Source organism: Maribacter antarcticus DSM 21422 (assembly GCF_000621125.1).
Classification (GTDB): Bacteria; Bacteroidota; Bacteroidia; order Flavobacteriales; family Flavobacteriaceae; genus Maribacter; species Maribacter antarcticus.
On the sequence record NZ_JHZC01000017.1, the window covers coordinates 59,492 to 83,594 of the forward strand.

A 24,103-nucleotide genomic window follows, 5' to 3' on the forward strand; every position below is an offset into this window, starting at 1 on the left:
ATGTACCTTAACACGACGTAATAGAACTAAATATAAAATTTGATGAAGAACATATTGATTTTTTCTCTTGTTGTCCTCTTGTTTTCTTGTAAGAGCGATAAAAGTAAATTAGAACAGAAACGAATGGACAGTACGCTTACTGAAACCGCTGTGAAAAGCGCGTATCCGAAGAATATGCTAAAAGTTTTTGATGCCCATGGCGGCTTAGATTCTTGGAAACCATTTAAAACATTGAGTTTTGTTATTCCGAAAACAGACGCCTTGGAAACACATACGATTGCGCTACATAGCAGAAAAGATATAATTAGCATGCCCCAGCTTAGTCTAGGCTTTGACGGTTCTCAGGTTTGGTTGTTGGATAAAGAAGAAGCCTACAAAGGAGATGCCATTTTCTATCATAATCTCATGTTTTACTTCTTTGCTATGCCTTTTGTTTTGGCAGATGAAGGAATTGTATATGCAGAAACCGAGCCTTTGGAGTTTGAAGCAAAATCCTATCCAGGTATACGCATAAGCTATAATTCAGGAATAGGCACGTCGCCAAAAGATGAATACTTTTTACACTACGATCCAGAAACATTTGAAATGAAATGGCTAGGTTACACCGTAACCTATAGCAGTGGAGCCGTATCCGAAAACGTGAAATGGATTCGTTATGACGAGTGGGCAAATGTGGAAGGCATACAGCTGCCAAAGTCCCTTACTTGGTATAGCTATGAAGGGAAAAAAATAGGCGCTCCAAAGAACACTGTTGTTTTTGAGAATATTTCTTTGAGCAGTGCAGAGAAACCTACTGATTTTTATAAAAAGCCGGAGAGGGCAACGTTTGTAAATTAAAAATGAATACTTTTCTATAGCTTGTGGTCATAGCTCAAAAAAGTTTAAATGAATTCCAGAAGGGTTGAACCGTTCCATATTTATTACTACCTTAGAACTCATCGCTGCAAACAGGCTGTTTTGTGAACAGCATTCTTGTTTTTAAAAACTAAAACACAATTTAAGATGCCAACGTACAAACTAAAAATTAATGGTGTGTCTAAGAAAATCGAGGCTACGCCAGACATGCCCTTGCTTTGGGCTTTAAGAGACGATTTAGATATGGTCGGAACCAAATTTGGTTGTGGAATAGGCCAGTGTGGCGCCTGTACTGTTCATATAGACGGGACTGCGGCCCGCAGTTGTCTACTACAAGTATCCCAACTAGACGGGAAAGAGATTACAACAATCGAAGGGCTCTCCCCAGATGGTTCCCATCCTGTGCAACAAGCTTGGAAAGAGGTAGATGTTCCGCAATGCGGGTATTGCCAATCTGGTCAAATAATGACAGCCTCGGCCTTTCTAGAAAAGAATCCGAACCCCTCTAGAGAAGATATTCGAAGTGCGATGCATGGTAATATATGCCGTTGTGCGTCTTACAATCGAATTGAAAATGCGGTCGTAAAGGCTGCTGAGAAGAAAATGGCCTAACTTAAAACTCGAAAAACATGTCAAGTACAATAGCAACTGGATTTAGTAGAAGGTCTTTTTTGAGAACTTCATCGCTTGCGAGTGGCGGAATGCTGATCGGTTTTAATCTTTTCACAGCATGTAAAGACAATGTGAAAATGCCGGTCGATATTTCCAAACTTAATTATAACGACTTTAATGCTTTCATCAAGATATCCAATGAAGGTATGGTCACCTTATTTTCTCCAAACCCGGAAATTGGTCAAGGGGTAAAAACCTCCATGCCCATGATTATTGCCGAGGAACTCGATGTGCTTTGGGAAAATGTAAACGTACTACAAGGGGTACTAGATACAAAAAATTACCAACGCCAAGTTGCAGGAGGAAGCCAGTCCATTCGTTTTGGATGGGATGCATTGCGGCAGACAGGAGCAACCGCTCGTCAAATGTTAGTAAATGCAGCTGCAGCTCGGTGGGGTGTTGATGCTTCTGAATGTTCTGCTAAACAGGGTGTAATTACCAATGCAAAAGGGCAAACTTTAGGGTATGGTGATGTGGTTAAAGAGGCTGCTAAATTACAGATTCCTATATCTGAAGGTGCTGAAGGCGATGAATCTAAATCAGAAAATCCAGAATTTAAAGACGCAAGCGCTAAAGAAGTTGCTGGAAAAGTAAAATTAAAAGACCCTAAGGATTATACCATTATTGGTACGGATACCCATAATGTAGATATAGATGAAATAATTACTGGGAAACCGCTTTACGGAATGGATTATAAAGTAGACGGAATGGTCTATGCCAACGTTTTGAGGCCGCCATCTTTTGGGCAGCAGTTGGAATCTTATGATGATACCGATGCTAAAGCCATACCAGGGGTTATCGATGTTATTAGAATTGGCGCTAAAGGAAGAGGATTGTTGGAAAAGAATCGCGGTAATTGGTCTGTGAAACTCGGAGATACGGATAAGGTTGTTGTTATAGCCGAAAGTACATGGAAGGCCATACAAGGTAAAAAAGCGATTAAAGCTACTTGGAGTAATGCTTCCGAAATGGAAAGTACGGAATCACATGATAGAGATTTAATAGCATTGTTAGACGGTACCGAATTTACGACTTTACGTAAAGATGGTGATGTTGAGAAGGCCTTTAAGGAAGCCGATAAAGTGATAGAGCGTACCTACGAATCTCCTTTTCTGCCACATAATTGTATGGAACCGATGAATTTCTTTGCTGATGTAACAGAGACTAAGGTACATTTAGTCGGACCTATTCAAACTCCTGAATCTGGTGCAGCGGCAGTTGCTGATATGTTAGGTCGTGATGTGGCAGATGTGCATTGCGAAATGACCCGTATGGGCGGTGGTTTCGGAAGACGTTTATATAGTGATTTTGTCTTGGAAGCAGCTGAAATTTCGGATGCTATCCGGAAGCCCGTAAAAATGGTTTCATCTCGTGAAGATGATATGGCTACAGGGGTGTACCGACCGGCAATCAAATACCGTATAAAAGCAAGTATAAAAGATGGCGAACTTACCGGTTATCATTTGAAAGAGGCTGCTGTTGGTGGAAATATGTATGGATTAATTCCTAACTTTTTTCCAGCAGGTACATTGGATAACTACCAAGTAGATGTGGCTTCTTATAAGAGTAATATTACAACTGGGGCGTGGCGTGCACCGTATACAAACTTCCTTTCTTATGCAGAGCAGAGCTTTCTAGATGAGATTGCCGAAGCCTTGGAGATAGACGCTGTGCAAATGCGATTAGACCTTTTGCAAAAAGTGAAAGGAAGCGAAGATGAGCGTATACAGTATTCTGCAGAACGCATGGAAGATGTTATTAATCTAGTAGTAGAGAAATCGGGTTATCGTATTCCAAAAGAAGGCGTGTATCAAGGATTTTCTGCATATTATTGTCATAACACCCATGTTGCCGAAGTGGCTGATATTGTAATGGAAAACAATCAACCTGTGGTTAAAAAAGTAACCGTAGCGGTCGATTGCGGTATTGTAGTAAACCCGTTAGGCGCATTGAACCAAATAGAAGGTGGCGTTATAGATGGAGTAGGCCATGCCATGTACAGTGATTTTTCTTTTGAAAACGGCATGCCAACCTCTAAAAATTACGACAGTTACCGTCTGATTCGTATGCGGGAGGCACCAATGGTAGAAACTCATTTTGTGAAGAATACCTTAAGCCCTACCGGGCTTGGAGAACCAACGTTGCCTCCCGCTGGAGCTGCTGTTTCTATAGCCTTAAAAAAAGCTACAGGGAAAAGAATTTACAAACAGCCCTTTATAACATCCTTACTGGATAAAGAAATTATAGGATAGGCTATGGAGGTACTTTTTTTTGGAATAGCAAAGGACATCGTTGGCGCTTCTCATAAGGTTTTTTCTACTAATGAGCATAGGCCAAACTCGGTTGGGGAACTTAAACAATTATTGATTCAGGAGTATTCTGAATTAGCAAAATTAAGCTCTTTGGCGGTCGCTGTAAACAGTGAATACGCTTTAGATCATGTACCTTTGAGAGATAATGATGAGGTGGCGGTTATACCACCAGTAAGCGGCGGTTGATGAAGAAATATATAGAGATTGTAGATCAAATTGATACTTCCACCGTGTATGCCCAATTATCGCATCCGCATAGTGGAGGTATCTGTGTTTTTGTAGGAGCCGTACGAGAATTTACAGCACAACAGGAAGTAGTAGGTTTAGAATTTGAGACCTATGAAAAAATGGCTTTGAAGGAGATGGAGAAAATTGCTGACAAAGCCATTGACAAATGGAATTTGCAAAAGGTAGTAATCAAACACGCTGTGGGTATGAAAAATGTGGAAGAGCCTGTCGTTATTGTTGGTGCCTCCTCCGCCCACCGTTCGGAATGTTTTGAGGCCTGCCGCTTTTTAATCGATACGCTAAAGGAAACCGTTCCCATTTGGAAAAAGGAATTATTTAAGGACAAAACGGTTTGGGTCTCCGCACATCCTTAAATCAGCTTTGCGCGTATAAAGAAATGAAAATATATATCACTAGTTATTGAGTTTGAACTTGAATTTGAAAAAGCAGATGTTGATAGATAACCATAATAGAGAAATAAATTACCTGCGTTTGGCGGTAACAGATCGTTGTAATCTGCGCTGTAATTATTGCATGCCTGCAGAGGGTATAAATTTTGCTAAGAACGATACACTTTTTACCATTGACGAATTAGCTAGATTAAGCACAATACTCGTTTCTCAAGGAGTAGATAAGCTTAGGATAACTGGAGGAGAGCCTTTTGTGCGTAAAGATTTGATGGTATTGTTGCGGCATTTAGCAGGTTTAGATGGCCTAGAAGATATTTCGATAACGACCAACGCGACTCTAATCGGTCCGTATATTGACGAGTTAAAAATCTTGGGCATCAAGAATATGAATGTGAGTTTGGATGCGATTGATAAGGCTACTTTCGAGCGTATTACTAGAAGAAATCAGTATGATACAGTGCACAATAATCTATTGCGTTTAATCAGTGAAGGTTTTAACGTTCGCATTAATTTTATAGCATTAGAAGGGCAGAATACACAGGATATTATTCCGATTTTGGACTTAGCGAAACACTATGATGTTTCCGTTCGGTATTTAGAGGAAATGCCATTTAACGGAGGTTCTAAAACTTTTGAATCCATTGCTTGGGATTACAAACGTATATTGGAATATATCCGTGAAGTCTATCCAGATTATTACAAATTGGAATCGCCAGCCACATCTACCTCTATGAACTATAAAATACCGGGCTTTAAGGGCACATTTGGTGTTATTCCTTCTTTTAGTAGAACGTTTTGTGGTAGCTGCAATCGATTACGGATATCTGCAACAGGAGATGTAATTACCTGCTTGTATGCCAAAGCAAGTACGAATCTTAGGGACATCTTACGACAGCCAAATTCTGAAGAAAATATTAAGAAAGAAATTTTAAAGGCAGTGGGAAGTAGGTCAAAAACAGGCTTTGAGGCGCAAGAAAAATATGCCGATGTTTTTTCCAATTCTATGACTTCTATTGGCGGATAATGACAAAAAAACTTTCACATATAAATGATGCTGGTCAAGCAGATATGGTAGATGTGTCTAGTAAGACGATATCGAATAGAACGGCCGTAGCTAGAGGAACGGTTGAATTTCCAGAAGCAGCATTTAAAATTTTATCGGATCAAAATTTTCTAGGAAAAAAGGGAAGTGTGGTACAGACAGCAGTTTTGGCAGGAATTCAAGGGGCAAAAAAGACATCGGAGCTGATTCCGCTTTGCCATCAAATCAATCTTACTAAAATCGACTTAGATATCATTCCAATAAATAATGCCTTTCAGATTTCTTGTACAGTAAAATGTGACGGAAAAACTGGAGTAGAAATGGAAGCACTTACCGGAGTTTCTATCGCAGCACTTACTATGTACGATATGTGTAAAGCCTTATCACATGATATCCGAATTACAAGCATTGAATTAGAACAGAAAACGGGAGGTAAAAATGATTTCCAACGCTAAAATATACGGACTCGTGCTCGCAGGAGGGAAAAGCACCCGTATGGGAGCTGATAAAGGTTTGATTGCCTATCACGGTATCCCACAACGGGATTATTTATATAAATTGCTAAGCAACATATGTGACGCTACATATATGAGCGTACGGGAAGAGCAGCGCAAAGAAATGAATGCTGAGGTAAATGGTATTGTAGATAGGAATGAATTTAGAGGACCTTATAATGGATTGCTATCTGCTCACAGGCAATTTCCTGAGGCAGCTTGGCTTGTATTGGCATGTGATTTGCCCCTTATGGATGAAGCCGCCTTGCATGAACTGGTATCCCAGCGCGATGTTTCGAAAATGGCGACTGCTTTTGCTTCAAAAGAGAATCCGCTGCCAGAACCCTTATGCGCGATTTGGGAACCACACGCGTTTCGAGATTCACTTGTGTATTTGGAAGCAGGCAATGGTACCTGCCCACGAAAATTCCTGATTAATACTGATACTAAATTGGTATTTCCTAAAAATGAAAATGTGTTGTTGAACGCTAATTCAGAAGCGGAGTACAAAGAAGCACTTGAAAAACTAGCTATCGATTAATTGAAGAAAGACCTAGTTTTTTTCACCCCTATAGCTGAAAAATCTCATACTTCCGAGTCCATTTTACAGATGCTCCGGGGCCAATATTGATATCAAAAAATACTTCCGGACTCACCACATGTTTCCATCCCCAAAGATTTATTTTGTCCGTCGTGAAATTGCTGTTTTCTCTAATTCCAACCTTGGTCCCTAAATGTATGAGTTCCCACGCACTTTTAACACGTTCTCCACCACTAAGATGACTAAAGAAAAAAGGTTCCGTTGGCATGCTATTGAAATTGAAGGCGTTAGGACCAATAATCACAGCCGATTTCGGATTTACAGTCTCTCCAAATAATCGTTGTTTTAGTTCAAATGGAAAATTTAGTACGTAATTTGCTCCAATCAAATCGTTATCTATAGCAGTAAAATTATGATTGTATTCCGTGGTGTGAATTACTTTTTCGCCTGTATTTTTCAAATGATAGCTAATAGTAAAACCTGCCTCTTGTAGTTCAATTTCTTTTGTTAATTCATAGGCATACCCGTTTACCTTGGCAGATCTACAATTAATGATAAGGCTATTTGCTTTTGCCATAGTCCTAAACGCTGCAGGTTTAATGGCATAGGGTTTATGAAACTCATAATTCGCATCTTCTTTTTTTAAAAGACCCACTCCGATTTTATGGAACCATTCCCCAATGTTAGTTTCCTCAAAACCCAATGCAGTATCAATTCCGAATTCATTGTAAAATCCTTTGCCAAATAGGTTTTCATTTTTACAATTTGGGACCTCTACACTCGTTAGCGGTATGCCTTTGAATGTTACATCTATAATTTTTCCAGTCCAATCAAATCTAGAGAAGTTGTAATTTTCAAGCGGAAAATCAATTTTAATTTCTATGTTTTTATTTTTAAGTAGGTGCCCCATGGTTCTAATATATCACATTATGGAAGAAGATATTCCTTCTTTAATTTTAGGCAATGGATAATACCTGTTTTTAACACCAATCCCAACGCTTTCTCATCTTCCGCTTTTTTGCTTTTCACTATCTTACACGCATGAACCCAAAACGGTATATAAGGCAAACTATTCTTAAAGAGTTTGGCGCTGAAGGTCAACGAAAATTAGCCAATGCAAAAGTTTTGGTGGTTGGAGCAGGCGGTTTAGGAGTTCCTGTATTAACCTACTTAAATGCCATGGGCGTGGGTACTTTGGGTATTGTGGATGCCGATGTAGTATCGATTTCCAATTTGCATCGGCAAGTATTGTTTACCGAAGCCATGGTGGGTTTGTTAAAGGTGCATGCAGCCGCTGAACAATTGCAAAAACAGAATCCTGAAACACAAATAAATGCATATCCTACTTTTTTAGATGTTTCCAATGCTTTGGAAATTATAGGAGATTATGACCTGGTGGTCGATGCCACGGATAATTTCCCAACACGGTATTTGATAAACGATGCTTGTGTCATATTAAATACACCTTTTGTTTATGGCGCATTACATGGATTTGAAGGTCAGGTCAGTGTTTTTAATTACGAAAATGGCCCTACGTATCGTTGTCTGTTTGCAAACATGCCAATGGCCGATGCCATTCCAGATTGTAATGAGAATGGGGTTTTAGGAATACTACCAGGAATTGTAGGTAATCTGCAGGCTTTGGAGGTGGTAAAAGTTATTTGTGGTATCGGCGAGGTACTCTCAGGAACACTTTTGCTATATGATGCACTCACACAACGCATGCAACGCATGACCTTTCCGAGACAATCAAAAAATTTCAATATCAAGCGCTTGGCCGATAGTTATGAACTTGATTCTGAGCTATCCTTAAAAGAGATTGGACGTATTGCTATACGGCCCTTATTAATTGATGGACGTATTGAAGTGGTAGATGTGCGCACACAACAAGAGTTTGATAGTGAGCATTTGCAAGGTGCTAAACATATTCCACTAGACCAATTGGAACAACGAAGCCATGAAATAGATTTAAACAAGCCCGTTTATCTCATTTGTCAAGTAGGCATTCGCAGTCAAAAAGCAATTTACATATTACAGCAAAAGTTCCCACAAAAAGAATTTGTAAATGTAACAGGTGGTATGAACATGATAGATAGTTATGCAAATACCTATTGAGCATTTATTACTCCTTTGCTTGGGGTTCTTTGCGGTAGCCACTCTGTATTCCTCTGTAGGTTTTGGTGGTGGATCTAGCTATTTGGCATTGTTAAGTATTGTTTTCATAAGCTTTTTTGCCATACGTTCCGTGGCCCTGGTTTGTAATTTGGTAGTCGTTTCTGGGAGTACCTATCTCTACTTTAAAAACGGACATGCGCGTATCGCTGATTTTGTGCCATTTGTATTCACCAGTATTCCATTGACTTTTTTAGGGGCTTCTATTACATTACAGGAAAACGTATTTTTCATCATTTTGGGTGTATCATTACTGCTGTCTTCTGTTTTTTTAGCTGGTCAGACCATCCGTAACTTTCGGCATAGGAAAGAAACTAAGGCATATCCAAAATACCTAAGTTATGTATTGGGTGCGGCTATTGGGTTTTTATCTGGACTTGTGGGTATTGGAGGTGGAATATTTTTAGCACCTATATTGAATCATTTGCGGTGGGACAAGGCAATTAAAATTGCAGCTTTGGCTAGTTTCTTTATTCTCGTTAATTCTATTTCAGGATTGATAGGATTAATGCGTAGCAATACCTTGGAATTGCCTTGGATAGAAACAGGATGTTTAGTTGTTGCTGTTTTCATTGGGGGGCAAATTGGTATTCGCATGAGTTTGCAACGATTATCGGCTAACGGAATTAAACGTGTTACCGCAGTTCTTATTTTTGTAGTTGGTGTACGCGTATTATTAGTAAACGGATTAGGAGTTTTATGATCACATTTAAAGAAGCATATCAAAAAGTATTAGCCCATCCATTGGATTTGGGAAATGAGGTGGTTCCCTTATTAGTCTCACATGGAAGAATTCTAGCAGCCTCTATTGTGGCTGATAGGGATTTTCCTCCGTTCAATAGAGCTACTAAAGACGGTATTGCCATCAACTATGCAACCTTGGAGGGGGGAAGGACCACACTCAAAATTGAAGGTGTAGCAAGCGCAGGAATGCCACAACAGAAGCTATTTGATAAGCACGCTTGCTTGGAAGTAATGACGGGCGCTGTGGTGCCGCTTGAGACGGATACCGTTATCATGTATGAGCATCTTGCTATTAAAAACGGATGGGTTACTATAGAAAAGGAGGTACAGAAGGGGCAAAACATTCATTACCAAGGTAGTGACGAGGCCCAAGGCGCAGCTCTTTTGGCGAAAGGCAAACGAATCGCTTCGGCTGATATTGGCGTCATGGCTTCGGTTGGTGCCGCTAGCGTATCTGTAAAGGCGGTACCTAAAGTATGTGCCATATCTACGGGTAATGAATTGGTAGATGTGCATCAGATACCAGCACCCCACCAGATTCGTAAATCAAATAGCATTACCTTACAAGTAGCCTTGTCCAAGGTAAATATAGCGGCATCTACCTTACATTTAAAAGATGAGAAAAAAGACATAGAAGAAGGGCTAAAAATGGCACTACAGAAGAACGACGTTTTGTTATTGAGTGGAGGTGTGTCCAAAGGAAAGTTTGATTTTATACCAGAGGTTATGGATGCTTTGGGGGTAGAAAAAGTGTTTCACCGCGTGGCGCAGCGGCCTGGAAAACCATTTTGGTTTGGCGTGCATCACGAATACAAAACGGTAATTTTTTCATTTCCAGGCAATCCGGTATCTACCTTTGCTAATTACCATTTATATTTTCTGGCGTGGCTGCATACCTCATGGAAAATCCCTGTGGAAACACATCACGCAGTTTTAGGGGCAACAGTTACAATACAAGGGTCCTTAACGCGCTTTATTCAAGTGGAAACCTATTGGAATAATGCGAGATTATGTACTAAGCCGATTACCGAAAATGGCTCAGGGGATTTAACAAGTCTGGCCAAGGCTGATGGTTTTGTCTGTCTAGAACCAAGGGATGCTGCTTATGAAGAAGGGGAGTTAGTCCCTTTCGTTCCTACGCGATAAATCAGGTGTTCTCCGATGTTTTGTCCCTTGCTCATAGGCATAGGTTAATCTAATTAGGGTGGGCTCATCATACATCCGGCCTAAAAATTGTAATCCTGCGGGAAGGTTTCCAGTTATAAAACCCATGGGGACCGTAAAGGCTGGCTGTCCCGTATGTGGACTTATTATCTGACTGTTGTCTCCTTTGTATTCCTCTTGAAAAAAATCAATTCTTGCAGGTGGTTGGTTCCAAGAAGGATAAACAATAGCATCCAATTTTAAGGAATCCATTAGCTGCTCAATCGCCTCACGGAACGCGATACGTTTCGTATCCGTGTAGGCATCCAAACACGGGATTTCTGAATTTTCCCATCTGCCGCTGTTGGCCGCATTCCGTTCCAATCGCTCTCTAGTATAGTCAGATTTGGTGCCAACGTTTATGATGTCCTGTACCGTTGTTAAAGTATCATTTTTCACATAGTCGGCCAGGAAGGTTTCTACATCTATTGTGAAGCTTGCACACCATTGACTTTGGCGTAATGTTGCAAAATCAGGAACAATCACAGTATCAATTACAGTAGCGCCTAATGCCTCTAAATCCAATAATGATTTTTCAAATAAGGCTTTTATTTCCGGATGTGTGTCATCATCACTTAGCGCGCTAAGTACGCCTATTCTAGCGCCCGTAAGCCCGTCTTTCAAAAGAAACTGACTATAGTTGTCAGGGATGTTTCCTTCCGAGTATTTGGTAAGCGGGTCTTTTGGGTCATAACCCGCCATCACTTCCAATACTCTAGTAGCATCTGCAACCGTTCTGGCCATAGGGCCTGCAATATCATTTCTTAAATAGAGGGGAACAATGGCACTTCTACTTACTAATCCCAAGGTGGCGCGAAACCCAACTAGCGCAGTATGTGCTGCAGGTCCTCTAACAGAATTACCTGTATCTGTCCCAAGGCCGATAGTGCCAAAGTTAGCGGCAACTGCCGCTGCTGTTCCCCCACTGGAGCCTGCAGGAACATAGTCTAAATTATATGGATTTCTGGTCGTACCTGCTGTGGAACTTTCGGTATGCATGGGGCTAAAGGCCCATTCAGCCATGTTGGATTTGGCTAGTATAATAGCACCCGCATCCACCAATTTTTTGATGATAAACGCATCTTCCTCAGGTATATACCCCTGCAAGGCCAAGGAACCTGCCGTAGTGGATATCCCTGCAGTATTAATATTGTCTTTTATGATGATGGGAATGCCATGTAAGGGGCGTAAGACACCAGTTTTTGCAAATTCCTCATCTAGCGCCTTTGCAACGGCAAGTGCCTTTGGGTTGAGGGTGGTAATGGCATTGATACTACTATCCAGTTCTTCAATCCGCTGCAGGTAGGCATTGACCAATTCACTACTCGTATAGGTGCTTTCTTGATACGCCTTGTGTATGTCTGCAATCGTCAATTCAGATACGCAAATACGTGCTATGAGGTGTTGCTCTTCGCATGAATTAAGCGCACATAGAAAAAATAGTATAATGATTTTTGATGCATTCATATTTAAAGTTAATAAATTCAAATTTTAAACTGTACTAATTCCTATAATGCTCTCATTTTCAACCTATTCTAGGAAATGAGCAAAAGTTATTTTTTTAGTTTACGATTTTATCATTTTAGTTTTAGGGCTACAGCATGGGTAAGGTTTAAAAGAAGCACAACAACTAAAAGATGGAAGGGGACTATGTTTCCTTGCCTTTTCATTAAAATAATCCCGAGATGGTTCCCTCACTATCCATATGAATATTTTCGGAGGAAGGCGCTGAAGGGAGGCCAGGCATTCTAAGCATATTGCCAGCAATAGGAATTAGGAACCCTGCACCTGTAGCAATCTCAAACTCCCGAATATGGATATCAAAATTCTCAGGTCGGCCTAGTAGCGTATCGTTATCGCTTATGCTTTTTTGGGTTTTTGCCATACAAATAGGCAGTTTCCCGTAGCCTAAAGCTTCAAATCGTTTTAGTTGTCTTTTGGCAACTGCACTAAGTACTATGTTTTTTGCTCCGTAAATCGTCCTACAAATTTTTTCAATTTTTAATAAGGGTTCGTCTTCCAGATGGTAGGTAGGTTTAAAATTAGCTGTGCAGGTTTCGGCCGCTGCTACTACTTTTTCGGCCAATTCGGAACAGCCTTTTCCACCATCTGCCCAACCATAACTTAACGCTACAGGGACGCCAAGTTTTTTACAATGGTCATAAATCAATTCTTTTTCAGCTTCGGTGTCGCTGGTAAATGCATTTACAGAGACGACTACAGGCAATCCAAAGCTTTGTATACTTTCAATATGTCGTTCTAGGTTGGGCATTCCGTTCTTTAGCGCAGCTAGGTCTTCTTCACTTAAGCTATTAAGGGGCTTCCCTCCGTGATACTTCAAGGCTCTAATCGTGGCGACAATCACAACAGCCTTTGGTGATAGCTTCGCTTTTCTACATTTTATATTCAAGAACTTTTCAGCACCCAAATCGGCTGCGAAACCTGCTTCGGTAACGACATACTCCCCTAGGCTCATTCCCATTTTTGTAGCAATGATCGAATTGGTTCCCTGAGCGATATTCGCAAAGGGTCCTCCATGTATAATTGCGGGGTTTCCCTCCAAGGTTTGCACTAAGTTTGGTTTGATGGCATCTTTTAGTAAAACGGCCATGGCACCGGCGGCTTTTAGCTCTTTGGCATAAACAGCAGTTCCTTCAAAGGTATCGCCTACATAGATGTTCGCACACATCTCCTGTAGGTTTTCTAAGTTGTTACACAAACATAAAATGGCCATAATTTCTGAAGCGGCTGTAATATTGAATCCCGTCTCCCTAGGAATTCCACCTGCTTTACCTCCCAATGCCGTAATTATGTTTCGTAGGGCACGGTCGTTCATATCCATACAGCGTTTCCAGAGTACGGTACGTGGGTCTATGCCAAGGCTTTTGGTCTTGCTTTGTATATTGTTGTCTATGAGTGCGGCGAGTAGATTATTGGCCATAGCTATGGCATGAAAATCTCCAGTAAAATGCAGATTGATATCCACCATTGGAATTACTTGACTCCACCCACCACCAGCAGCACCCCCTTTTATTCCGAAAACAGGACCTAAACTCGGCTCTCTTAAAACGACAACGGACTTTTTGCCAATATGGTTTAATCCATCGTTTAGACCAATGGACGTGGTTGTTTTTCCTTCTCCGGCAGGGGTTGGCGTTATGGCCGTAACCAAGATGAGCTTACTTTTGCAAACCTGCTCGTCGTTTATTAAACTCAGCGGTAGCTTTGCCTTTTCATTCCCGTAATATTCCAAATCGGCTTCTTGGATATCTATTTTCTTAGCTACTTCTCTTATGTGCGCTCCTGTAACTTTCTGTGCAATTTCTATGTCTGTCATTTTAGTTTTTTCTTTGCGTTTAGAATAAGCGGCTTTGCGTTGGTGTTGGCAGCTTGAAACCTAGGGTAAAGCATAGCGAACCTTTTATCCTGTATACGGAGTCCACTTTTAAATTTTCCGTACTTCGAAAATAAGGATAAAACACTCAGATTTATACGTGCTATCTATGTTTGTACCCCGTGATTATTGTTGCTTATCCCAAGCAGGATGTTTTTTCAATTCGTTCGTTAAGGTTTGTTTAATATGCAGCTCCTCTTCTGTTAGTACGTCTGAAAGTAAGGGTGTTTCTTCTAACTTGTCCTTGGCTAGATTAAAAAATTTACCATCTTGATAGAGTTTGTATTCCGTTGTTCTTACGAACTGATTCCGATATTGATTCACTCGCTTACCCCATTGTGGGTCATAATGAACAAAGCTTGATTCTCGTGGATTATGTGCTTCCCCTTTTAGTAGCGGGTAGAAGCTTTGTCCGTCAGATGTTGTCTCTTTATCAACAATAGCTGCAAAGGTTGGAAAGAAATCACTGAATTCGATTAACTCATTATAAACCGTTCCTTTATCCATCTTTTCTGGCCAAGAAATCACCAAAGGAACATGTGTGCCGGCATCTATGGTATTGCCCTTTGCACCTCTTACCCTGCCTTCTTTAGTGTCCGAATATACACTTGGGTGGGTGCCATTGTCCCCGGTAAAGATTAGAATAGTGTTTTTATCTAGGTTTAATTCTACAAGCTTGGTATGTATTCTCCCAACTATTTTATCGGTGTATGAAACCATATCTTTAAAGTAGGTCGTGTCATTTTTAGTTCTTAACTCGGTATTTACCCAATCTTTGGAGTCAGGAGTGGGAACAAAGGGGTCGTGCACTAAAACCATGGGGTAATAAATGAAAAAGGGTTGCTCCTTTTTTCGCTCTATAAAGTCAAGAATGTAATTTGCAAATAGTTCAGGCCCATAATCGGTGCTTTTACTTTCTAGAAAAGCGCCATTTTGTTCAATCAAAGGATTGGCATACCTACTTCCTCTTTTTGTTAATTGCCACAAGCAGTATTCATCAAATCCAAACTGAATTGGTTTTGTGCTATCCTCCCAATTTGGAATTTCGTCTTTATGAGATTGTCCGTTCAGTTGCCACTTCCCAGCAACACAGGTGGCATAACCTGCCTCTTTCATTAAATTACCAAAGGTGTACTGGTTGGTGTTCAAATTAGCAAAATAGTCGTAGTTGCGATAGTTGTACAATCCCGTCATTATTTTAACCCGAGAAGGGGTGCAAAGGGGTTGCGAGATTGCTTTTGAAAAGCGGATACCATTACTAGCCAAACGGTCAAGATTAGGGGTATGGTATGATGTAGCGCCATTGACACTTAAAGACTCATAACCCATATCATCTGCCATAATAAGAATGATGTTGGGCCTGTCTTTTACGCTTACAGATATACAGGAAGAGAGTGCTAGGGCAAAAATAGGGAGTAGTAGTGCTACTTGTTTTTTCATGGACACTGGAGTTTTAAACTTTGTTATTATTTTAGTTTTGAGAATAGGTCAAATTTATAAATACAGTGGGCATATTAAAAATACATAAACCTTTTGATTTTTCCCAAAGCCTGCATGGCTTAGCTATTCTGTTAGCAACAGTGCTTTTGCAGGAGCTACTCAGGTTTTGGTAGCTTCTTGTAAGTAAAAATTGCGTATTTCTGCCTAATTATAAAGAAGTTTGTACATGGATTAAGAAGCCTTTCTTTGCTTATTTAAGCGCTTTTATAATAGTTAGATGCAGCTTGGTATTTCATCTACGCACAGCTGTTCAGTCCCATCTAATCAAGAGTGCTTTAGTCCGACTTCATGCAGCTTATAAATCGTTAATTCTAAAATTATAAGGTATCTTTTATAAAAGATGGACACTCTTTCCACATAGAAGCTGTGGTTTTATTCGTTTTTTTAAGTTTGTTGTGTGCAAATTATGGTTACGCCGTGCTAGTAAATACCGGTAAGTTTAAAGCGCTGTCCTATTTATGTAGTGCATAAACAAGATTATTTATTTTTTGAATATCAAAATTTTTATGCGGTGGTTTGCAACTGACCTTCTAAAATTCAGTACTAATACTCTTAAGTTTTTTAGCTATTTTTAGCACTAGCGACTTTTTTTAAGTGTTTATTTACGGTTGTCATTAAAACGTTTGTAGAGATAGGTTTGGATATGTAATCATTAAAACCAGCCTTCAATAATTTTTCTTTATCTCCGGACATAGCCAAACCTGTTTGGGCAATTATTGGTACTTCTTTATTTGTTTTTCTTATTTCCTCTAATGCCCTATCTCCGTTCATTTCAGGCATGTTGATGTCCATTAACACTAAATCTATAGCAGCGTTTTGGTTTACTAGTTCAACAGCTTCTTTTCCGTTAAAAGCACGTAAAATGGAGCAGTTAAAATCTGAAAGACATGCCTTTAAATACATAAAGCTAAACTCGTCATCTTCAGCTATTAATAGTGTAAAATGGCCACTCTCAAGAGCCGTGTCGCTATGATCCAAAACCACCTTTGTGTCAGTAGTTACATTTTCGTAGGGGATTGTAAAGAAAAATGTTGAACCTACTCCTGTTTGAGAATCTACCCACACGTCGCCGCCAAGAATATTAACGAGACCTTTCACAATTGACAAGCCCAATCCCACCCCATGATTATGAGTCTGTTCTAGTTTACCTTGCCTAAATCTGTTGAAAATGTTCCTTTGTTCTTCAATTTCAATTCCAACGCCAGAATCCTTAACATAAAATTTAAGTTCGCTGTTAGCTAGGAAATATCCAAATTCTATCTCCCCTTTTTTAGTGAATTTTATTGCGTTCTCCAATAAATTAGACAATACCTGAACCAATTTATTTGTGTCTATTTTTACACTACTGTCTTTATCTCCCAATCCTTTTTTGATTTGAAGTTTAATGCCTGTATTCTTTAGTTTAATAGCATATTTTGAATAGAGCTCATCAATAAGAATGTTGATATTAGAAGAAGAGGTGTTAATGGTAATAACATTAGATTCAATCTTTGAAATATCTACAATGTTCGAAATGAAACTCAAAAGACGATTTCCTTCTTTTTCAATAAATTCTAAATAAGTGTCTTTCTTTTCATTAGAAATATTCTTTTCTTTTAATAATTCTGAAAATCCTAAAATACCGTTCATTGGAGTGCGGAGTTCATGACTCATATTTGCAAGAAATGCTGATTTCAATCGGTCACTTTCCTCTGCTTTTTCTTTCGCCTTTATAAGTTCTATAGCTAATTTTTTTTGCTCGGTGATATCTTGGCTAGTACCTGCTAAGCTCACCACCTCACCAGTAGCACCCAATATAGGTTGACAAATGGCTCTTAATACTTTCTGCTCTCCATTGGTCAGCAGAACTCGATGCTCAATATCGTAAGGCGTTCCTAGCGTAGAAGCTTTTTCAATAGAACGTGTAAATAACTCTAAGTCATCGGTGTGTATTTGCTTAAGCATTGTATCAAATTCAGGAGGAGCATCTTTCTTTGGATCTAAACCCCAAATGTGAAACGTTTCATCCGACCATTCTATCTTTTGAGTGGTAAGGTTAAATAACCAGCTTCCAATATGTGCTAGTTTCTGCGCTTCATTTAAGGTATTGTTTACGTTATTAAGTTTTTCGTTTTGACTGTCTAATTCCTTTTGAATTAATTTTCTTTGGGTGATGTCCTGAGCTGTTCCGTAGCAGGATACAACTTTGTTATCATCATTCTTCTTAAAATTCCCCTTTGAAATTATATGCTTTATGGAGCCGTTCGAAGTGTAAATATCTAGCTCTATATCATAAGGGACTTTATTTTGAATGCAATTAATGAACGCTTGATTCATTATTTCAAAACTTTCTTTCGTATAAAATAATTCATGCTCAGAATATTTTGGTGCTTCTAGTTCATACGAACGTTCAAAAATATTAAATAATTCTTTTGACCATGTTATAGTATCAGTTTCAATATTATACTCCCAATTTCCTATATGCGACAATCTCTGTGCCTCATTTAATTTAGTATTTAAATTATATATTTTTTTATTTTGACTGTTTAACTCTTTTTGAATTATTTGTGCTTCGGTGATGTCTCGAATCGTACCAACAATAAACTTATTGTTATGTTCATCAACATATCTGGATTTTCTTGTGATAATGGTTAATTCATCACCACTCGCATTCGTTACGGTTTCCTCTTTTAAGATTTCTTGACCATCAGATAAAACCTGCCTGTCTATCTTTAGGAAGCCTTCCATCTGTTGATCTGGAAAATTTTCAGCCATTGTTGTGCCAATTATTTTACTTTTGGAAACGCCTAAGAGTTTACAGAAAGAATCGTTCACTAACACTAATCTTAATTTATCATCTTTTACAAATACAGGGTCACCAATGTTGTTTATTATATTATTTAGATAATCTTTACTTTCCTCTGCTTTTTCTTTCGCTGTTATAAGTTCTGCACCTAATAGTTTTTGTACGGTAATATCTTGAGAAGTACCTACTAAACCTACCACCTCACCAGTAGCGCCCAATACAGGTTGACAAATGGCTCTTAACACTTTCTGTTCTCCATTGGTCAGCAAAACTCGATGCTCAATATCGTATGGCGTTCCTAGAGTAGAAGCTTTTTCAACAGAACGTGTTAATAATTTTAAGTCATCTATGTGTATTTGCTTAAGCATTGTATCAAATTCAAGGGGGGCATCTTTCTTTGGATTTAAACCCCACATGTGAAACATTTCATTTGACCATTTTATCTTTTGATTTGAAAGATTAAATATCCAGCTTCCAACTTTTGCTAAAGTCTGCGCTTTATTTAATTCATTCTCTATCTTTTTTCTATCCGTTATATCTTGAGTCACACCAAATATTGTCCCTTTGTTTATCTGTAAGCCTATGATAATTAGATCTCTAATTTCATTATTCGGTCTAACAATTTTAAATTCAAATGAATCTACTATTTCGCCTTTTAATAATTGGCTAATCGCATGCTCCATCTTCTGTTTATCCTCTTCTAAAATTGTCTTACTTACGTTTTCACTAATAGGGTCAAATTCATCTTTTTTAACACCATAAATTCGATACATTTCATCAGACCATACCGCATTATCAGTTTCCCACTCCCATTCCCAACTCCCTATATTAGCAATTTTTTGAGCCTGCTCTAATTTTATTAAGGATTCCCTTTTGGCTGCTTCAGCTTCTTTTACTGCCTGAATACTTTGAATCGTAACTGGAACTGACTGTTGCTCTTTTTTTGTTTGAGGAATATGAATTGAAAATAACGCTGCGAATTCATCTCCTTGTAGCGTTTTATAATTTACTTCTGATATAAACGATTTTTCATTATTCCATATTGATTCTATAAGGCTCAAGAACACTTTGTCTGCTCCGTCACCAAATGTAATCTGTATATTATTCAAAAATTCTTCATCACTTTTGGCTCCAAACAACTGTAAAGTAGCCTTATTGACACTATTAATTTTTAATTTTCCAATGAATGAAAATAAAACCTTGGGGTTCTTCTTTAAATATATTTTTATATTTGGAATATCAAGTTTTCTAAGTTTATCTATTTGTTCAAATATTAGTGTAAAATCTTCATTCCAAATAGAAATTGTGGCATTATCGAATAGGCGCTTATAGTCTTGGTCTATTTTTATTTCTGATTGCAATTGATTAATTCGCTCCTCTAATTCTTGATATGTAGGTTTTTTAATTGATTTCATATTGTTTTTATGACATTGACTATACCGTATCTGTATGGGTACTATTATACTAATCCTGCTATAATTTCAGATATGTGTAGGAGTAGGTTTATGCTTTATTTTAAAAATCTACTACCCTAAAAATATCTAGGCATCAGCTGATTGTATACAGGTTACAAGTTAAAACCTATTCGGTGTATTTCCTTACATATAAACGTAAGGTTCTTAATAATTTTAAGTAGTTATGAACAAAAAGGGTAGTATGGCTGGTAATTATCTCGTTTAGCTTTCCGTCAAGGTATTTTTTCTATGAGATGCTATCGATGCCCTACTTAATCGTGAATAAATTGGGATACCTCTATTTTTAGAAAAGCGAAGTTTTAGCGTCTATGTTGCGCTAAAAATGCCTCTTAGGTAGGAAAAGAACAATAGAAAGCATAAAATAATGGAATTCCGAAATAGCGCTACTATGTACCCGTTTCTTGCTGAATCTGCACCTTGGAGTTGCTAGGTTTGCTTGATTGCTAGGTTTACATTCAATTCCTTAATATCTTATATTATATGGGGTCTCCCGAAGTGTTAAGCTTGTCTTAACACTGTAACATTTGGGCTTTTATTACGTCTAACTAAGTGTACATAAGAGTGCAAATTGCGCTCATCACAATAAGTTTTAAAATTCCTAATTATGAGAGATACTAAAAAAGAACATACTAAAAGCGACGCAGCTGCGGATAAAATAGTAACCCGACACGCGAGTTGGAGAAATCACCGCAGACATACTGGATTAAAACTAATCCGTTTTTCTTAAGAATGGTGTACTAGTAAAAGTAAAAAAGGGCGAAAGCCCTTTTTTTTGTTTATACAGTTTTGTATCCTTTTACAACACACCATTTAAACATCTAAAATGCGTCTATGGTAATTTAATTGTCCCAAATGATAGGTTAAGTGCCCATGTAAATGCATAAGTGTAAAAAGGATTTTCGTTTCTTCTTCCCAGATGCGTATTGGAAAATCATCATCTAATTGTGCTTCGGTGAGGGCATCAAACCCTTTGTTCACTACGGCAATGGTTTCGTCTAGTTCTTGGTAGAGTTTAGTTCTAGGAATAGGGGTGCCAGAAAATTCAAATTCCCGATCTCGCACATAGGTGGTCTGTGCCAATGCGTTACCGATAAAGGTTTTTAAATTTCCAATTACATGCAGGCATAAGGTGCCCCCAGAATTCTGAATACTGTTATCCAACTTCCATAGCTTGGCTTCATCTCTGTAAAGCTCAATTTCCTTCCGTAGGGCAGTCAAATCTCTGTTGAACAATTCTTTTAGGGCTTCTTTCAAAATACAGGTTTTCTTTTAACTAAACGTTTTGTTCTCTATGCGCCAGGGTGGGTTTAGCCTATTGTCTCCTGCATAATAGAGGATCAATTGATTGTTATCTACATCTTTTAAACGCGCCTCGCGCCATAGCCAGTTTTGGTCTGTAGGGAGCAACTCAAATTTAACTCCTTTTTCTATAAGTTCCTTCACATACCCATCTAGATGTTCGCATTCAAAATAGATGTGCACGCCATCTCCAGTGGCTAAGGTCTCCGTTTGATGTATAGAAAACGTTGCGGTACCATCTGGGCATTCAAATCTGGCGTAATGGGGGAGTGCTTTCACGATTAACCTTAATCCCAAGGTTTCGTAAAAGGGAATTGCCTTTGTTAAATCTAAGGATGGAATAGTGACTTGATTTAAGTTCATGGTTTTGGTTTTTATGGTATCTATTAGGTCTCGGCCTTGTAGTTTCTTACGTATGTTGCGCTTCCTGACAAGGTTTGCAAATGGAGACAAGCGATTAATTATAATCTTTGTTTGATGGTGGTTTCTTCATCCTGTTACTAATGATATTTTTCAATTGTTTTGTCTCTCCCAATATTTCAATTATTTCAGAATTTTTGAGGTCTAAACTTAGGTTTAATTAAAATTTTCCGGAATAAATTTGTATAATGATATCAATATATCTTTTGTATTCTCTACCTAAACTAAAGGTGTTAGAAGAACGAAAAGAACTTGCTTTAACTTTGAATTCAAAGTGATTTTCTGATGAAGAAATAGGTATCCAATTAAATTCGGTTGCCAACTTTTCAATTTCGTGTTCTAATTCATTTTTGTTCAAGTCAGTTTGAAAATTTTTAAGGTTTAGGTCTTTATTTTTCTTCTAAATAATTATAAGTACAATAAAAATAAAAAAGAAGCTTATTTTATGAGAAGGCTCTAATGCCCCGCTCAACCCATCATTTAACAATTCGTTACTTACGTAAATAAAAGGGATAGAAAGCATGAGTATGGAAATCTTGTAGTAAATTAATTTTTCAAAGAAACTTAATTCTCTTTTAGTTTTTTCAACGTTTAATTTTATTTTTTTCTCATTCATAACCCTTACTATTCATTGTTTTGCTCTACGAAGTATCCCGAAGGGTGATTATGCACTATATCTTTTATGTGTGCCTAGCATGGGCGTCTTTTGAACGATAGAAAAGTAGTTAATTAATTTTGAGGGTGCAAGTCCCTTATGTGCAGGGGGTAACGCCTTGAACCATTCGTAAGCTACAAGGGTGCTTTTGCGAAGCTAGGACTGAAGGTTATTAAGGATTGACTAGTGCGGACATACCGCTACAAAATCGGTGCTGACGAACAGGAATGGCATACGGAGGCTACTCCGTTGGATAAGCAGGCACATCATTGTGACGTCCGAAATACTTTTTTTTAGGTAACCACCGATGTCGTAGGTGTAGTAGGAATCGAGTGAAAGAGGATGTTTTTATTTGAGGCGGCCTCCCAAGCTGCGTGTAGCTAGCTATATGGAGAAGTCAGCAGCGGTCATCGGAGGTACAGGAAATGTGCTAGAGCGATACCCTAGAGGCCTCATAAGTAAGAAAGGACCGAATGTACTACGCTTCAAAATTCACATAGGAGCACTAGGGCTAGCCTATGCCTACATTAGTAGCTAGTGCCAAGGGAGAATAGCGCTTTGGTTTGATGATTTACGAACCGCCGTATGCGATATTTGTATTTACGGTTTTATGAGAGGCACGCCCTGTGCTTAACAGCTCACGACCGCCTACTCGAATAGATACAGTTTTCCCTAATTGTGAAGACACTTTAGTTAAACTTATGTTTTAATTAAAACAAAATTTGATTGTGACTCATGTTCTTTCACCCAGTAAGGATTCTCTTGAGCAAATTTATAGCCCCTTTTTGATGTAGGAATAGTATACTTGTCTTTTAATTTTTGAACTGATGGTTCCTTGGAAAAAATAATTTTTAAAAACCCTTTGAAAGCCGTTATTTTGTTGCTTAAAGTGGGTTCCATTTCAGGAGATTTTGCAAATTCCCTTCTGGCAATGGTTTCAAAATCTTCAGGGTCTTTTCCTGTTAAATCTTTAACTACTGAAGTTACAGCAGATGTTCCAAAGGCAAAAGTTTTTCGTTCCAGCTCATCTTGGTAATACGGAATATTCATGAGCATAAAATCTTTCAGCGGAGTTGGTGCACTTAAAGAGTTCAATGATTTAAGGAATCTTGCTCTTGAAACCGCTCTCACTTGTATGTTTTTACCTAAAATTTTACTAAAGGTATCTGCCACATCTACAAAGGATATCAGTTTTGGTCCTGTAGGTCGATATGTTTTGCCGGCATGTGGGGCTGGGTTTTTTAATATTTGCGCTATAACTCTTCCTTGGTCTTCCTCTGAAGGTGGTGCATTTAATCCTACCTTACCTTGCGCTGCATTTTTTATAGGTGTTGGTACCATTCCAAAATGAGCAACAACCTCTTTTGTCATAAAATAAAAGAATGCAAATAAACCTGGATTTACAATGGTGTAATTCACCTTTTGATGCATTTTAACTACTTGATCTGCCAACCAATGCTCTCTAGTATGAGGCGAATGATGGTTTTCGGATGAAAGCCACTGTGTTAAATATACGACGTGTTCTACCCCTTCATCTTCAGCTGCTTGCACAAAAGCAGTGGTTTTAGAAAGGTGATAGTTTGAAGTTGGAGAACAATAAAAAGCGCGTTGAACTCCTTTTAGAGATTTTCTTAAATCATTAATATCATTCTGATCTCCGACGAAAAGCTCAGCTCCTAATTTCTTCAGTGCTTTTGATCCGTCGCTGTTATTGCTTCTTACAAATGCTCTTACTTTTAATCCCAATAATAAAAGCTCTTTTACTGTTGGTGTTCCAACATGTCCATTAGCACTAGTTACTAGTATTTTATTTTCCATAATTTTATTTTTCGTTTCGGTTTTGGAAAGAGGTCTTGAACCGTTTAAACCTTAACAACAAAATTCAGGAAATGAGCATGTTTT

General features: G+C 38.5%; 21 protein-coding genes. 13 read left to right on the top strand and 8 right to left on the bottom strand.

Translation table 11 applies throughout. The features are described 5' to 3' along the window. Positions 1-42: 42 nt before the first annotated feature. From Q360_RS0113685 to Q360_RS0113720, 8 genes are all read left to right on the top strand, one after another. Entirely contained in the window at positions 43-837 is a 795-nt protein-coding gene (locus tag Q360_RS0113685) for a DUF6503 family protein (protein ID WP_027077603.1), read from the top strand. A 165-nt stretch (positions 838-1,002) separates the two neighbouring features. After that, on the top strand, positions 1,003-1,467 hold the full coding sequence (locus Q360_RS0113690; RefSeq protein WP_027077604.1) for a (2Fe-2S)-binding protein: 465 nt from the start codon (positions 1,003-1,005) through the stop codon (positions 1,465-1,467). 17 nt (positions 1,468-1,484) lie between these two features. Continuing rightward, positions 1,485-3,779 (top strand): xanthine dehydrogenase family protein molybdopterin-binding subunit, encoded by a 2,295-nt coding sequence (locus Q360_RS0113695; protein WP_027077605.1) that lies wholly within the window; start codon positions 1,485-1,487, stop codon positions 3,777-3,779. A 3-nt stretch (positions 3,780-3,782) separates the two neighbouring features. Continuing rightward, positions 3,783-4,025: a MoaD/ThiS family protein gene (locus tag Q360_RS0113700; RefSeq protein WP_027077606.1), complete on the top strand. Its 243-nt coding sequence runs from the start codon at positions 3,783-3,785 to the stop codon at positions 4,023-4,025. Continuing rightward, positions 4,025-4,441: a molybdenum cofactor biosynthesis protein MoaE gene (locus Q360_RS0113705; RefSeq protein WP_027077607.1), complete on the top strand. Its 417-nt coding sequence runs from the start codon at positions 4,025-4,027 to the stop codon at positions 4,439-4,441. Before Q360_RS0113700 ends, Q360_RS0113705 begins: the two co-directional genes overlap by 1 nt. Positions 4,442-4,517: 76 nt before the next feature. Beyond that, positions 4,518-5,501 carry a GTP 3',8-cyclase MoaA gene (gene moaA, locus Q360_RS0113710; protein ID WP_084273444.1) on the top strand — a complete coding sequence of 328 codons (984 nt, stop codon included), beginning with the start codon at positions 4,518-4,520 and terminating at the stop codon, positions 5,499-5,501. Further along, positions 5,501-5,974, top strand: a complete 474-nt coding sequence (gene moaC, locus Q360_RS0113715) for a cyclic pyranopterin monophosphate synthase MoaC (RefSeq protein ID WP_027077609.1) — start codon at positions 5,501-5,503, stop codon at positions 5,972-5,974. Before moaA ends, moaC begins: the two co-directional genes overlap by 1 nt. After that, positions 5,958-6,554 carry an NTP transferase domain-containing protein gene (locus Q360_RS0113720; RefSeq protein WP_027077610.1) on the top strand — a complete coding sequence of 199 codons (597 nt, stop codon included), beginning with the start codon at positions 5,958-5,960 and terminating at the stop codon, positions 6,552-6,554. Before moaC ends, Q360_RS0113720 begins: the two co-directional genes overlap by 17 nt. A 28-nt stretch (positions 6,555-6,582) precedes the next feature. On the opposite strand, the gene Q360_RS0113725 is transcribed toward Q360_RS0113720, so the two are convergent. Continuing rightward, positions 6,583-7,464 carry a hypothetical protein gene (locus tag Q360_RS0113725; RefSeq protein ID WP_027077611.1) on the bottom strand — a complete coding sequence of 294 codons (882 nt, stop codon included), beginning with the start codon at positions 7,462-7,464 and terminating at the stop codon, positions 6,583-6,585. Positions 7,465-7,595: 131 nt separating this feature from the next. Between Q360_RS0113725 and moeB the strand changes: the two genes are divergently transcribed. Genes moeB through Q360_RS0113740 form a run of 3 tightly spaced genes read left to right on the top strand, consistent with a single transcriptional unit; the run spans position 7,596 to position 10,616 of the window. Beyond that, positions 7,596-8,669, top strand: a complete 1,074-nt coding sequence (moeB, locus tag Q360_RS0113730) for a HesA/MoeB/ThiF family protein (protein ID WP_027077612.1) — start codon at positions 7,596-7,598, stop codon at positions 8,667-8,669. After that, positions 8,653-9,429: a sulfite exporter TauE/SafE family protein gene (locus Q360_RS0113735; protein ID WP_027077613.1), complete on the top strand. Its 777-nt coding sequence runs from the start codon at positions 8,653-8,655 to the stop codon at positions 9,427-9,429. The genes moeB and Q360_RS0113735 overlap by 17 nt, the downstream gene beginning before the upstream one ends. Further along, a complete protein-coding gene (locus Q360_RS0113740) occupies positions 9,426-10,616 on the top strand; it encodes a molybdopterin molybdotransferase MoeA (RefSeq protein WP_027077614.1) in 1,191 nt (396 codons plus the stop codon). Before Q360_RS0113735 ends, Q360_RS0113740 begins: the two co-directional genes overlap by 4 nt. Here the strand turns inward: Q360_RS0113740 and Q360_RS0113745 are convergent. The 4 genes from Q360_RS0113745 to Q360_RS24740 all read right to left on the bottom strand — a co-directional run bounded on the left by Q360_RS0113745 (position 10,590) and on the right by Q360_RS24740 (position 19,767). Then, positions 10,590-12,140: an amidase gene (locus Q360_RS0113745; RefSeq protein ID WP_027077615.1), complete on the bottom strand. Its 1,551-nt coding sequence runs from the start codon at positions 12,138-12,140 to the stop codon at positions 10,590-10,592. The two genes, Q360_RS0113740 and Q360_RS0113745, sit on opposite strands and share 27 nt — an antisense overlap. 202 nt (positions 12,141-12,342) lie before the next feature. Next, entirely contained in the window at positions 12,343-14,010 is a 1,668-nt protein-coding gene (locus Q360_RS0113750) for a formate--tetrahydrofolate ligase (RefSeq protein WP_027077616.1), read from the bottom strand. A 183-nt stretch (positions 14,011-14,193) separates the two neighbouring features. Beyond that, positions 14,194-15,507: a sulfatase-like hydrolase/transferase gene (locus tag Q360_RS0113755; protein WP_027077617.1), complete on the bottom strand. Its 1,314-nt coding sequence runs from the start codon at positions 15,505-15,507 to the stop codon at positions 14,194-14,196. Positions 15,508-16,128: 621 nt separating this feature from the next. Then, the gene (locus Q360_RS24740) at positions 16,129-19,767 is read right to left on the bottom strand and encodes a PAS domain-containing protein (protein ID WP_051554725.1); all 3,639 of its coding nucleotides are present in this window, start codon (positions 19,765-19,767) and stop codon (positions 16,129-16,131) included. Positions 19,768-20,431: 664 nt separating this feature from the next. Here Q360_RS24740 and Q360_RS26995 point away from each other — a divergent pair. Beyond that, positions 20,432-20,554, top strand: a complete 123-nt coding sequence (locus Q360_RS26995) for a hypothetical protein (RefSeq protein WP_262493226.1) — start codon at positions 20,432-20,434, stop codon at positions 20,552-20,554. A gap of 83 nt (positions 20,555-20,637) precedes the next feature. On the opposite strand, the gene Q360_RS0113765 is transcribed toward Q360_RS26995, so the two are convergent. Next, positions 20,638-21,081 carry a DUF1572 family protein gene (locus tag Q360_RS0113765; RefSeq protein ID WP_245603267.1) on the bottom strand — a complete coding sequence of 148 codons (444 nt, stop codon included), beginning with the start codon at positions 21,079-21,081 and terminating at the stop codon, positions 20,638-20,640. Positions 21,082-21,096: 15 nt separating this feature from the next. Then, a complete protein-coding gene (locus tag Q360_RS0113770; protein WP_027077619.1) occupies positions 21,097-21,489 on the bottom strand; it encodes a VOC family protein in 393 nt (130 codons plus the stop codon). A 1,100-nt stretch (positions 21,490-22,589) separates the two neighbouring features. Between Q360_RS0113770 and Q360_RS25870 the strand changes: the two genes are divergently transcribed. After that, on the top strand, positions 22,590-22,739 hold the full coding sequence (locus Q360_RS25870; protein WP_156950116.1) for a hypothetical protein: 150 nt from the start codon (positions 22,590-22,592) through the stop codon (positions 22,737-22,739). Positions 22,740-22,900: 161 nt separating this feature from the next. On the opposite strand, the gene Q360_RS23320 is transcribed toward Q360_RS25870, so the two are convergent. Further along, entirely contained in the window at positions 22,901-24,019 is a 1,119-nt protein-coding gene (locus Q360_RS23320; protein WP_051554726.1) for an NmrA family NAD(P)-binding protein, read from the bottom strand. Positions 24,020-24,103 lie beyond the last annotated feature (84 nt).